We start from the raw sequence: 13,302 nt of genomic DNA, 5'->3' as shown, positions 1-13,302 counted from the left end.
GGGCGAGTGAGTCCGCCGAGGAGGAGGACGATATCGACGAGCACGATGAGATGAGGCGAACGACGGACGTCGCACACGGCAAGCCTCGGCAGGTGTGGAACGAGCTGTACGCGGGCCCCGGCGTCTTCTACGCCGCGTCGAGTCCTCCGGTCTGCATAACCTGCTGCGGCATCGGCCTGTCGAGCCGCCAGGTGATCGAGATTGGGCGCTCGCCGTGGTGCTCCACGGCGCTGACTGCGCCGAGGCACACGAACGGCGCTCCTCCCCGAACTCGTCGTTGCGGGCGGTCCGTGTGAATAGCAGGACGTGGCTGGTGCCGTCGACGTAGCGGCGGCCGGCGGCGGAGTTGAGGGTTGTCGAGTTCTGGGATTCCCAGTGGAAGAGGTCAGCGGAGATCGGGTAGTCGCGATACCGCGTCGACGGGGCGAACTCCTTGTCCTCCTTGCGGAGGGTCACCAGCAGCGCGTCGACGTTCGTCGGCTCGCTATACACGACCCCCGCCGCTTGACCTCGGGTCTTCCGGACCCCATCGGCCCAGCCGATACCGGCGAGGACCTCGTCGCGGCGGTAGGTGCAATGGGACCGAAGTTCAACCCCGGGGATGCCAAGGTCCCCCGGCACGATCCGGGCTTCGTCGGCCCCCACCCGCATCAGCGTCATCGCCTCCCGCACGAACGCGGGGTGCTGTCGCAACGTCGATAGCGCATCGTCGATCGAGGCGTGATTGCCCAGGTCCGGCCAGATCGTATAGACGAGCATGTGCGCCAGGACGCGCTCACGAGCAGCCAGGTCGGCGAGGCGGGGGGCGTCGGGGAGCATCAGCCGCATGTAGGTCGAAGCGCGCTCGAGGTCGTCGACGTGCACCAGGCTGCCGACGCGTCGCAGCAGCTCGCCCTCCCGCGGCCCCGATTCGGCGGTCGGGAAGCCGGCGTCGCGACGCAGCGCCGTCCAGCTCTCGTTGTCTCGACCGTAGATGTCGGGCAGTTCGTGCCCGCTCTCCCTCAAGTAGGCGACGAGCGACAGGTCGCCATGCGAGCGCACGTCGTCGACTAGCGCCTTCCGCCCGCCGCGCAGGCCTTGCTTGACGTTGGCAAGCACGACCTCTTGGGCCACGCGATCGAGCAGCAGCCGGCTCCCTGAGGGCAGGTAGGGGAAGTCCTGCTCGATGTCGCGGACCAGGCCGGCGCGGCTGGAGCCGGTCAAGGCGCGGTAGCGGAGGTCGAAGCGGAACTCGCGGCGGTGCTGGCCGATGAAGTCGAGCACCGTCAGGACAGCCTTGCCCGGCGCGCGCCGCAAACCGCGGCCCAGCTGCTGCAGGAAGATCGTGGCGCTCTGGGTGGGCCGCAGGAAGAGCACGGTGTCGACAGTCGGCAGGTCGACGCCCTCGTTGTAGAGGTCGACGGTGAAGAGGCAGGCCACCTTGCCGCGTCGGAGGTCGGCGGCGGCCTGATCGCGCTCGACCGCCGGCGTCTGCCCCGTGACGGCGCGCGACGGGACGCCGGCCGCGCTGAACGTCCGTGCCATGTACTCGGCGTGCGCGACGGAGACGCAGAAGCCGAGCGCGCGCATGCGACGCGGGTCGGTGACGCGAGCGTCGAGGGCGCCGAGGACGAGCCGGGTACGGGCGTCGTTACCCGTGTAGATCTGGTCGAGGGCCTCGACGTCGTAGGAACCCCGTTTCCACTCCACGCTCGACAGGTCGGTGTTGTCGGCGATCCCGAAGTAGTGGAACGGGCAGAGCAAGTCCTGCTCGAGAGCCTCGCCGAGCCTGATCTCGACGGCGGTACGGCCGTCGAAGAAGTCGCGGACATCAACGCCGTCCGTACGGTCGGGCGTGGCGGTCAGCCCGAGGAGCTCGTCGACGACGATGCGCTGCAGCAGCGCGCGGTAGGACGGCGCCTCGGCGTGGTGGAACTCGTCGATGACGGCGACGTCGTAGGCGTCGAGGTCGACCTCGCGCAGCGACTGCACGGACGCGAACACGTGCCGCCACCGCGTCGGGCGCTGCCCGCCGACGAGCAGCTCGCCGAACGTGCCGTCACCGACGACCTCGCGGTAGGTGCGCTGGGCCTGTTCGAGCAGCTCCTTACGGTGGGCGACGAACAGCAGGGAGCGCTCCGCCCCACCGAGGCGGCGGTAGTCGAGCGCGGCGACGACGGTCTTGCCGGTCCCGGTGGCGGCGACGACGAGATTGCGGTGCCGGTCGTGCACGGTGCGCTCGGCTTCGAGCGCTTCGAGGATTCGCTCCTGGTGCGGGCGAGGTTGGACCTCGAGCCCGGAGAGCACCAGCGTGGGCGAACCGCCGCCTGCCTGGGCGCCGAGGGCGCGGTCGAGGAGGTCGGCGTCGCGGTCGGGGTCGTAGGGACGGAAGTCGGGGTTGTTCCAATAGGTGTCGAACGTGGCCTCGAACTTGCGGACGAGGGCCGGCGTCGCCACCGAGGAGATGCGGACGTTCCACTCGAGGCCGTCGACGAGCGCGGCCTTCGAGAGGTTGGAGCTGCCGACGTAGCCGGTGTCGAAGCCGCTATTCCGGCGGAAGAGCCAAGCCTTCGCGTGCAGGCGCGTCGACTGCTCCTCGTACCGGATCCGCACCTCGGCGCCGAAGCGGCGGACGAGCTCGTCGACGGCGCGGCGCTCCGTGCCTCCCAGGTAGGTCGTCGTGATGACGCGCAGCCGCTTCCCACGCGCGCGGAGCTCCTCGAGCTCGTCGGTGAGCAGGCGCATCCCGTGGAACTTGACGAACGCGCAGAGCAGGTCGACGTGATCGGCGCTGGCCATCTCGGCGCGCAGCTCCGACCCGAGCGACGGCTCGTCCGGCGTGTTGGTGAGCAGCGCGGTCTCTGAGAGCGGCGTCGCCGGGCGGACCACCCGGTGCACGCCGGGCGCGACGCTGACGGCGAGGAGCTGCTCGAGAGCGACGACGGCGTCGTCGCCGGATGCCTCCAGCAGCCCGACAACGCTGTTGACCAGCGCCTCCCGGCCGCCCGCGTCGGAGTGGTTGCTCAGCGCGCGGCGGACGACCTCGGCGACGTGGCGAGCCAGCACCTCGGGCGCCGCTGCGCTGGGGATTTTGTCCCAGACGGCGGCGCCGGTCGGGAGGGGCTGGAGTCGGCGCTCGAGGCGGGCTGTGCGCAGTGACTCGTACAGCCCGTCGTCGACGCCTTCAGGCACGGCGTGCAGCCTGTCACGGGTCATTGGCAGCGGCGCGAAGGCCCCGCACGCCTCCTCACCAGGGCGGGGAGATCGGGGCTTCCGATTCACAGCCCCTGCGGACTAGCAAGGCGGTCACCTGCGACGAGTAACAAGATCCTTGACCTGCCCGAAGCTCCACTGGAGGAGATCGCGACGACCGGTACTCGATCGAGTGATCTCCGTCGTCGAGCGACCCCGGTCGGGCTCACGATCGGGGTACCAGCGACTGCTCAGGGGGGCGCGTGACGGCGAGTGTGACGGTGAACCAGTGGGCTCCACTTGATCAACCCGTCACAGTCGCCGGTACGTCCCTGAGCGGTGTCTACATCGGCACGGCGACATCGCCCGAGGTCGTCGACCCCGATCTGCCCGTCGACCTCACCGCACCGGACTGGCAAGCGACGACGGTGACGCGCCCGCTGCACTACGGCGAGCTGACCCCCGCGGCGCGAGCCGCGTTCCTCGTCTGGCACCGGACCAGTCGGCGCGCGTCGCAGGCGCCCACCGTGTGGGCGCTCCTGCACCTCTACGGGCTCGAACGGCGCATCCTCGTGGAGCAGGACAGCGACCCCACGCTGCGTCGCGAGGCTGCCGAACTGGGCGAGGTGTACGGCGCCGACCCCGACGTAGCGCGCGTCATCGAGGTCCTCACCGGACACGCTCGGCGGGGAAGTCCGCCTCCGCTCGACGCCGCGCCGGTTCCAGACGCGCTCCAGGTCGAGCTCGGGCGCCGAGCCCTTGCCTCGGAGGCGGTGAACGCCGACTGGGCGCTCGCGTGGGCCTGGTATCACCCCGACCTGACCCGCCGTGATGCGGCGCGGCGAGCGCCCGACGAGTTCGCCGCCCTCTGGCGACACCACTTCGCCGAGCGCTTCCCCGATGGCTTCACCGCCAAGCCCCGGCGCCGGCGGCTCACCCTCGAGTACGTCCCGGCGAATCCCGCCCTCCCGACTCCACTCGAGATCACCGTTGGCGACGCTTCGGATGTCTTCCTGACCCCCGCCCCGGCGCGGGATTTCGCCGAGATCAGCGATCAGGTCGAGTCCGAGATGGCTTCCTACGTGCGGTGGGTGACAAGCCACCCCGAAGCCGCCGACACCGTGTACGCGGCCGCCGTCCTTCCGAGTCCGCTGCTGGTCGGTACGCCGATCGAGGCTGCCTCCCGACCCGTGGTGGAGTTCGTCGAGACCGCCCTCCGGGAGGCAAGCACGGCCCTCATCGACGGTGCGCCGCTGGTGGACGGCTGGCTGGCGACCACCCAAGGATCCACCGTCGAGCGGCGCGACGCCGTCGCCATCGCTCAGATCCTCGATCGCCATGGGCTCGGGATCGAGCCCGACGCGCGCTTCGGCGGCCAGCCGCTCGACCGCCGGTCACCGGTAGCCGCCTTCCGGTTCGCCGGTCCTCCAGCGACAAGCCCCTCCGAGGCCTACGCCGCCGCGCTCGTCGCTCTCGAGCTCTGCGCCGCGGTGGCATCGGCCGACGGGAAGGTCGACGAGACCGAGCAGTCGATGCTCATCGAGCAGGTGCACCGCGCCAAAGGGCTCACCGAGGCGGAGCGCGCCCGGCTCAACGCACATCGCGTCTTGGTGACGTCGAGCGATCTCCGTCTCAAGGACGTCGCTTCCCGGATGGTCGGTCTGTCCGTGGTTGAGCGCCACTCGCTCGGCTCCCACCTTCTGGACGTCGCACGTGCCGATGGCGCCGTCACCGAGGACGAGCTTTGCGTCCTCCGCGCGATCCACGAGCTCCTCGACCTCGACCCAGCGGAGGTCGATCGGCGACTCCGCCTTGCAGAGCTCGACCTCGCACCCTCTCGACCGCAGGGCGACGAGCTCCCCGCCGAGGACGAGCACCGCGACGAGGAGCCGGCGTCGCCGGCTCCGGACACGGCCGATCCGCACGGCGAGGCTCAGCGCCTCGAGGAGATCTCCGTTCCAGGCACTGCGAGCAGCACGCTCGTCGGGGCGCCGCTCGCTACTCCTCGCCGCCCGGTCGGTCCGTCCGATGAAGGAGATGGGTCGGAGCCGGTGGACGTGGGCGAGCGGCTCGTGCAGGTCGACGAAGACCGGCTGAGCATGCGCCAGGCCGACAACCAGAGGGTGCAGAGCCTCCTCGCGGCCATCTTCGCTGACGAGGAACCCGCTGAGCTCGATGACGAGACACCCGCCCCGATCACACCGGACTCGGAGATCGCGCACCTGGACGCGGCGCACTTCGCCCTGCTCAGCGATCTCTTGCGGCGGGGGACGACCACCCGGCCCGATCTCGAACGCGTCGCCGGGCGATGGGGAGTCCTGCCCGACGGCGCGCTGGACGTCATCAACGAAGCCGCTCTCGACCTGACGGAGGAACCCGTGATCGAGGTGCACGACGACGAGTCGGTGACCGTCGACTCGGCCATCTACGAGGAGATGCGCACATGACCTCCCACGGCACCGCGAAGATCAAGGCCCGCGAGCGAAACGCGCTGATTCAGTCGTTGCGCTCCGGCGTCGTGCCGCGGACCGGGCAGCACCTCATCCAGGTAGGCCGCGCGAACGAGGTCCAGGCGCTGCTCGGCGACATCGACCGGGTCACCGAGGGCGGGACAGCCGCGCGCTTCATCATCGGCGACTACGGCTCGGGGAAGACGTTCTTCCTCAACCTCGTCCGAGCCGTCGCAGCGCAACGCAAGCTCGTCACTCTCCATGCCGATCTCAATCCCGGCCGCCGCCTGGCGTCCAGCGGCGGCCAGGCGCGCGGCCTCTACACCGAGTTGATGCGCAACGCTGGTACGCAGGCCAAACCTGAGGGGGCGCTCGCCGGGGTGGTCGAGCGTTTCGTCACCCAGGCCATGGACGAGGCGAAGAGGGCCGACACCAGTCCGAGCCGTGTCATCAAGACGCGTCTCGAGGACCTCCAGGAGCTCGTCGGCGGCTATGACTTTGCGATCGTCATCGAGAAGTACTGGCGCGGTTACGACACCGATGACGACGCGCTCAAGGCCAACGCCGTGCGCTGGCTGCGGGGCGAGTACTCGACCAAGACGGAGGCCCGCGCCGACCTCGGAGTCAGGACCATCGTCGACGACGACTCGTTCTACGACCAGCTCAAACTCCTTGCCCGCTTCGTGCGGCTGGCGGGCTACAAGGGCCTGCTGATCTGTCTCGACGAGATGGTCAACCTCTACAAGATCGCTCATAAGGGCAGCCGTGAGGCGAACTACGAGCAGATCCTGCGGATCGTCAACGACTGCCACCAGGGGAGCGCCGAAGGCATCGGCTTCCTTTTCGGTGGCACGCCGGACTTCCTCACCGACTCCCGTCGAGGCCTACATTCCTACGGCGCGCTCGCGAGCAGGTTGACCGAGAACCGCTTCGCGACCAACGGGCTAGTCGACTACTCGGGGCCCGTCCTGCGCCTCGACCAGTTGACGCCCGAGGACTTCCACGTCCTGCTCGAGAACCTGCGGCACGTGTACGCGTCGGGCGACACCACGCAGTACCTCGTCCCCGACGACGCGATCGACGCGTTCATGGCGCATTGCCGTCAACAGATCGGTGACGCGTACTTCCGTACCCCGCGCACGACGATTAAGGCGTTCTGCGACCTGTTGTCGCTGCTGGAGCAGCATCCCGACCGCGATTGGCGCGAGGTGCTCGGCCACACCGCGGTTCAGCCGGAGGAGAACCCCGACCTCGCGCCGCTCGACGACGACGATGACCTCATCTCTGTCTGACGGCGCATTCGAGCGCCTAGCCCGGCCTGTCCAGAAGTGGGTGCACGACAGGGGATGGACGAACCTGCAGGACGCACAGGCCCGAGCTGTCGATCCGATTCTGGCCGGCGATCGCGACGTGCTCATCACCGCGTCGACGGCGGGCGGAAAGACCGAAGCCGCATTCCTGCCCATCCTGTCCGCACTACTCGAACGCCGCGAGCGCGGTGAGGATTCACGTGGTGTCGAGGTCTTGGCGATCTCGCCGCTCAAGGCGCTGATCAACGACCAGACCGAGCGCCTCGAACGGATGTGCGCGGAGCTGGACGTGCCAGTGCACGCATGGCACGGCGACGTGCCGGCGAGCCGCAAGAAGAAGGTGTGGCGGGATCGGGCCGGCGTCCTGTTCATCACCCCGGAATCCGTCGAGGGCTTGCTGTGCCTGAGGGGCGACGCCGCCAAGGGCTTGCTCGGCGCCCTGCGCTACGTCGTGGTGGACGAACTCCACGCGTTCCCGGGGTCGGCACGAGGTGCTCAGCTCGCGTCGCTGCTCCACCGCCTGGACCTGCTCTGCCGGCGGCGAGTGCCGCGGATCGGCCTGTCTGCCACCGTCGGCGACCTCGCCATCGGTGCCGAGTTCCTCCGCCCGGGTCGAGGCGAACGCGTGACGGTCATCAAGGGTGTCGATCAAGCCAGGGAAAGGGTGACCGTTCTGCGGGGTCACCTCAGCTCACGGGATACCGGCGGGCCGTCGGCCGTGGCGCACCAGCTCTTTCGCACTCTGCGGGGCCACACGAACCTTGTCTTCGCCAACCGTCGCAAGGAAGTCGAGACCTACGCGGACCGCCTACGGAGTGAATGCGAGCACGTCCGCGCGCCGAACGAGTTCTTCGCGCACCACGGCAGCCTGGCGAAGGCCGAGCGGGAGGACGTCGAGGACCGACTCAAGAGCACTCAGCCGGCCACCGCAATCTGTACATCCACCCTGGAGATGGGTATCGACATCGGTCAGGTGCGTGAGGTCGCGCAGGTCCGCTGCCCACCCTCGGTCGCTGCGTTGCGGCAGCGGTGGGGACGTTCGGGTCGTCTACCCGGCGAGCGATCGGTACTGCGGACGTACGTCACCGAGCCGAAGCTCCAGCCGGGCATCGAACCCCAGGACGCTCTGCGGTCCGAGCTTGTGCAGACGATGGCGATGCTCGAGCTCTTCCTCACCCATGATTGGTGCGAACCGCCCGAGACTGGTGGGCTCCACCTCTCGACGCTCGTGCAACAGGTGCTGTCGCTGACGGCGCAGCACGGTGGCGTCTACCCGACGGAGGCGGAGTCCGCCCTCTGCTCGCGAGGTCCATTCCCGGTTGACGTGAGGACCTTCCGACGCTTGCTCGACGCGATGCACGATGCCGACCTGCTGATGAGCTCCTCGGACGGCCTGCTCCTCCCCGCCGGACGCGGCGAGAAGGAGATCGAGGACTGGTCGTTCCTCGCTGCCTTCGAGTCCCCCAAGGCTTTCCGGGTCTTGGCACAAGGACGCGAGATCGGCTCCATCGACGCCGACGACACCCTGCTTCCGGGGATGGGCCTCGTCCTCGCCGGGCGACGTTGGCGGATCATCGCGGTGCACCTCGGAGCCGGAGAGGTCGAAGTGGTCGCGGACGCGACCGGGACCGCACCTGACTTCCCGCCCACCGGCGCAGCGCGTGTCCACGACCGGGTGCGGCAGGAGATGGAGCATCTCTATCTCGGCGACGCGGTGCCGACATACCTCGACGAGGGCGCTCGATCGTTGCTCGCCGAGGGTCGGTCGATGTTTGCCCAACTCGAGCTCCACCGGCGCGACATCATCGGCTGGGGGCGGCGATGCATGATCTTCCCCTGGCGCGGCGACCGCGTCGTCGATACCGTGCGCGTCGCGATGCACCACGCCGGCATCGAGACCGACCGCGAGGGCCCAGCCATCGTCGCGCGAGCTCCCGAGGACGTCGTGGGGCGTGTCCTCGATCGCCTGGCGGCGATGACGCCTCCGGACCCGCTGGACCTCGCCGCGACCGTGCCCGTCAAGCGCGAGGAGAAGTGGGACGGGGTCCTGTCGCCGGCCCTCCTCGACATGGCCTACGCGGCCAGAGCCCTCGACGTCGACGGAGCCTGGGCGTGGTTGCTGTCGCGAGGGACCCGCACGCTCACGAGTCCGTCCTCGACGGTCGACGTTCCCGTGTTGGCGGCGCCACCCGAGACGGCCGCCGGTCCTGTCGTCGAGCTCGGCCTCACACCGTTCGCCGTCATCGATGTCGAGACCACGGGCCTGGCGGTCGGCCGCGGACACCGCGCCGTCGAGATCGCGATCGTCACCTGCCGTCCGGACGGCAGCGTCGAGGACTTCTGGCACACGGTCCTCGACCCCGGCCGGGATGTCGGCCCAACCCGCGTCCACGGGCTGGAGATGGTCGACGTGATCGGAGCTCCGACCTTTGCCGATGTCGCCGGCGATGTCGCGGTGCGGCTGGGAGGCCGCGTCGTGGTCGCCCACAACGCGCCGTTCGACCTGGGCTTCCTGCACGCCGAGTTCGACCGAGTCGGCCATCCGCTGCCGCGGTTGCCCAGCCTCTGCACGATGGCACTCGCCGACCGAACCGCTCCGCAAGCGGCGCGCTCCTTGGCGAGCGCATGCGCTGCCCACGAGATCGAACTCGAGAACGCCCACAGCGCCCGCGAGGACGCGCTCGCAACCGCAGCGCTCTTTCGCGCCCAGCTCGCACTACTGATGGCGCAGAGCCTCGCCGACCTCGGCGTCTCCACAAGACACCTGCCACCGCACTGGCCGGAAATCGCGCCGTCGGGGCGGGCGCGACCCCGAACACGGACGACACGACGCACGCCGTCGGTCGCGCCGGCGATGGCGTCGGCGGGGGAGACCGCCTACGCCGAGGCGCTGACCTGGGCTCTGGAGGACGGCGAGATCACGAGCGTCGAACTCGATCACCTCGTCGGCGTGGCGCGCACGTGGGCGCTGGGTGATCTCGCAGCCGTCCACCGGTGCGCCGTTGCTGATCGGGACCTGACGGCGGAGACGCGCAGGCAACTCGACATCGTCGAGCGCACCCATCGGTTGACGCTCTCGATACCCGCCACCTCGTGAACGACCTCGCCGCTGAGAAGGGCCAGCCTGTGACCAGCTCGTCGACGGTCCAGGCGAAGGAAGCGGGCGAGACGGAGCTCGTCCTCGCCGCTGACGGGGTGCGCTCGACGCGTCCGTGAGACGCCGCGGAGTCGGTCGGTGACCCGCTGCACGCGAGCCCGCTGACCGCGACGAGGTCACCACCGACCCGTGGCCTTGCCGAGACCTGCCCAGGTCAGCGCGGGTTCACGCTGCCCTTCCGGTCCGGACGAAGGGGGCAGGCATGGGCAAGGTGGACGGCAAGGTCGCGATCGTCACCGGCGGGGAGAGCGGGATCGGGCGGGCGTCGGCCGGCGCGATGGTCGACGAGGGCGCGCAGGTGCACCTCGTCGGGCTGGACGCCGACGCGCTCAAGCGGGCGGTCGCCGAGCTCGGCGAGGAGAAGGCCGCGTTCACGAGGGCCGACGTCATCGACGAGCAGGCCGTGCAGACCGCCGTCGCCGAGGCCATGGAGCGGTTCGGGCGCCTCGACGTCGTCTTCAGCAACGCCGGCAACACCGGGGCCGTCGCCCCGATCGAGGACTACCCGTCCGACGAGTTCGCCCGCACGCTGCAGATCCACGCCCTCGGCGCCTTCCACATGGTCAAGCACACCTCGCCCCACCTCGGCGAGGGCGCGAGCATCATCATCACGTCCAGCGTCGTCGGGCTCATGGGCTTCGGTGGCATCAGCGGCTACGTCGCGGCCAAGCACGCGCAGGTCGGGATGATGCGGGCGGCTGCGAAGGAGCTCGCGCCGCGCCGCATCCGCGTCAACTCCCTGCACCCCGGGCCGACGTCGACGCCGTTCCAGGACTCGATCGAGATGCGCGCGACGGGCCTGGGCCAGGAGGAGGCGGCCAAGGCGTTCGACGACCTCATCCCCCTCGGGCGGCACGCCACGCCGCAGGAGATCGCGAAGACCGTCGTCTACCTGGCCTCGGACGACAGCGCCTACATGACCGGCGCGACGGTGCCGGTCGAGGGCGGGCTGATGCTCTGACGAGCTCCCGGTGACGGCGAGGCGGCGGACCAGGCGCGGGCGAGGCGCGACCGGGCGTGGCGCTGGCGAACACATCGATTCCACACCACGATGTGCTCGCTCCAGGATGATCCCCGAATCCGCCCCGGAGGACCGTGATGGCGAGCGAGCCCCCGACCACCTCGTCGGGCACGCGCAACCGGCCCGCACCGGCCCGGCGCCAGGCCCTGCTGGGCGCGATGTTCCTGATGGCGACCAGCGCCATCGGGCCGGGCTTCATCACCCAGACCGCGACCTTCACGGTGCAGCTCGGCGCGGCCTTCGCCTGCGCCATCCTGCTGTCCGTCCTCATCGACATCGCCGTGCAGCTCAACGTCTGGCGCGTCATCGGCATCGCCGGCCGCTACACCCAGGACCTGGCGTCGGCGGTGCTGCCGGGGGCCGGGGTCGTGCTCGTCGTGCTCGTGGTGGCCGGCGGGCTGGTGTTCAACATCGGCAACGTCGGCGGCACCGGGCTCGGGCTGCAGACCATGACCGGCCTGGACCCGGGCATCGGCGGAGCGATCTCGGCGGTGCTCGCGATCGCGATCTTCCTGGTCCGCAGGGCCCAGAGCGCGCTGGACCGGGTCGTGATCGTCCTGGGGGCGGTGATGCTCGCGATGGCGCTGTGGGCCGCGATCGCGTCGTCGCCGCCGGTCGGCGAGGCGCTGGTCCAGGCCGTCGCGCCGGACACCTTCAGCTTCCTGGCGGTGACGACGCTCGTGGGCGGCACCGTCGGCGGCTACATCACCTACGCCGGGGCCCACCGCATGGTCGACGCCGGGGTCTCGGGGCCCGACGACGTCCGCCAGGTCACGCGCACCTCCGTGCTGAGCATCGTGCTCACCGCCGTCGCCCGGGGGCTGCTGTTCCTCGTGGTTCTCGGCGCGGTCACCGGCGGCGTGGCCCTGAGCAGCGGCAACGCGATGGCCGACGCCTTCGGGGCCGCGCTCGGCACCGCCGGACGCGTCGTGTTCGGGCTGATCCTGTGGGCGGCCGCCCTCACCTCGGTGATCGGCGCGGCGTACACCTCGGTGTCGTTCCTGTCCTCGCTGCACCCGTGGATCTCCCGGAACCGCGGCCTGGTCACGGTCGCATTCATCGCGGTGTCCACCATCGTGTTCGTGGCCCTGCGCACGACGCCGTCGACGCTGCTCGTGCTCGCCGGTGCGGTCAACGGACTGATCCTGCCGATCGGCTTCGCGTTCCTGCTGTGGGTCGCCGCCCGCCGCTCGCAGGACCTGCTCCAGGGCTACCGCTACCCGCGCTGGCTGCTCGTGATCGGCGTGCTGACCTGGCTGCTCACCGTCTACCTCGCCGTCAACTCGCTGGGCGGGATCGCGAACCTCGTGTCCTGAGGACGCCCCGGCCCGACCCTGCTCGGCGCCCACGTCGGCGCGCGGTTCCTAGGACCCCTCACCGTCCCGCAGCAGTCCGACGTCCGAGACCGCGACGATGTGGTCACCCATGGCCTGCGCCGCCGCGGCCGCATCGCCGGCACGGATGGCGTCGGCGACGCGGCGGTGCCCGGCGAGCGACTGGGACGGGCGGTCGGGCTGGGACAGCGACTCGATCCGCGACTCCCGGATGAGCTCGGAGATCTCGCGCATCATCGACGCTAGCAGGCCCGAGTGTGCGGCGGCGGTGACGGCGGCGTGGAAGCGCTCGTCGCCGGCCACGCCGCGCCCGCCGTCGTCGATGTCCTCGGCCATGAGCTGCAGCGACGCGTCGATCGCGTCCAGGTCGTCGCCGGTGCGGCGCTGGGCCGCCAGGGCCGCGATCTTCACCTCGAGCGCCTCGCGCGCCTCGATCACCTCCCGCAGGCGGTGACGCCGGTCGCGCAGCGCCGCGAGCACCTGCCGGTCCGCCGGCACCTCGCGGATCACCGCGCCCTCGCCGTGGCGCACCGCGACCACGCCCTGCACCTCGAGCGCCACCAGCGCCTGCACCACCGACGCCCGCGAGACGCCGAGCAGGCCCGCGAGCTCGCGCTCGGGCGGGAGCCGGTCGCCCGCGGCGAGCCCCTCGGACCACATGTGGTCCAGCAGCCGCTCCACGAGCTGCTCGTAGAGGCGCGGGCGCACGAACGGCTGCAACGACGACGAACTGCGCGGTCCCACCGACACCCGCGGCCTCCCTTGTGACGTTGACATCATCCTAACGCCAGTGGATAGTCCACGTCACTGGACAGTCCACTAGGACACCGAGCCAATTGGTCCGGCTCGACGACGTCCC

General features: G+C 70.2%; 7 protein-coding genes and 1 pseudogene. 6 read left to right on the top strand and 2 right to left on the bottom strand.

Going from position 1 to position 13,302, the window contains the following annotated elements; genetic code table 11:
* Positions 1-345: 345 nt before the first annotated feature.
* Positions 346-2,724: pseudogene (locus ACYX4T_RS20225) on the bottom strand (DUF3427 domain-containing protein); the annotation flags it as partial.
* A 710-nt stretch (positions 2,725-3,434) separates the two neighbouring features.
* Here ACYX4T_RS20225 and ACYX4T_RS20220 point away from each other — a divergent pair.
* The 6 genes from ACYX4T_RS20220 (at position 3,435) to ACYX4T_RS20195 (ending at position 12,425) form a co-directional block, all read left to right on the top strand.
* The gene (locus tag ACYX4T_RS20220) at positions 3,435-5,618 is read left to right on the top strand and encodes a TerB N-terminal domain-containing protein (protein ID WP_476011068.1); all 2,184 of its coding nucleotides are present in this window, start codon (positions 3,435-3,437) and stop codon (positions 5,616-5,618) included.
* Positions 5,615-6,913, top strand: coding sequence for an ATP-binding protein (locus ACYX4T_RS20215; protein ID WP_476011067.1), 1,299 nt, complete (start codon positions 5,615-5,617; stop codon positions 6,911-6,913). The genes ACYX4T_RS20220 and ACYX4T_RS20215 overlap by 4 nt, the downstream gene beginning before the upstream one ends.
* Entirely contained in the window at positions 6,894-10,028 is a 3,135-nt protein-coding gene (locus ACYX4T_RS20210) for a DEAD/DEAH box helicase (protein WP_476011066.1), read from the top strand. Before ACYX4T_RS20215 ends, ACYX4T_RS20210 begins: the two co-directional genes overlap by 20 nt.
* Positions 10,025-10,147 (top strand): hypothetical protein, encoded by a 123-nt coding sequence (locus ACYX4T_RS20205; protein WP_476011065.1) that lies wholly within the window; start codon positions 10,025-10,027, stop codon positions 10,145-10,147. Before ACYX4T_RS20210 ends, ACYX4T_RS20205 begins: the two co-directional genes overlap by 4 nt.
* 143 nt (positions 10,148-10,290) lie before the next feature.
* On the top strand, positions 10,291-11,049 hold the full coding sequence (locus ACYX4T_RS20200) for an SDR family NAD(P)-dependent oxidoreductase (RefSeq protein ID WP_476011064.1): 759 nt from the start codon (positions 10,291-10,293) through the stop codon (positions 11,047-11,049).
* A gap of 137 nt (positions 11,050-11,186) precedes the next feature.
* Positions 11,187-12,425 carry an NRAMP family divalent metal transporter gene (locus ACYX4T_RS20195; protein ID WP_476011063.1) on the top strand — a complete coding sequence of 413 codons (1,239 nt, stop codon included), beginning with the start codon at positions 11,187-11,189 and terminating at the stop codon, positions 12,423-12,425.
* Between the two features lie 48 nt (positions 12,426-12,473).
* On the opposite strand, the gene ACYX4T_RS20190 is transcribed toward ACYX4T_RS20195, so the two are convergent.
* Positions 12,474-13,193: a FadR/GntR family transcriptional regulator gene (locus ACYX4T_RS20190; RefSeq protein WP_476011062.1), complete on the bottom strand. Its 720-nt coding sequence runs from the start codon at positions 13,191-13,193 to the stop codon at positions 12,474-12,476.
* Between the last annotated feature and the right edge of the window lie 109 nt (positions 13,194-13,302).

The organism is Actinomycetospora sp. ABD4_176, assembly GCF_056311855.1.
Note: the sequence above shows the minus strand (reverse complement) of the source record. Positions and strands in the feature narration are given on the sequence as shown.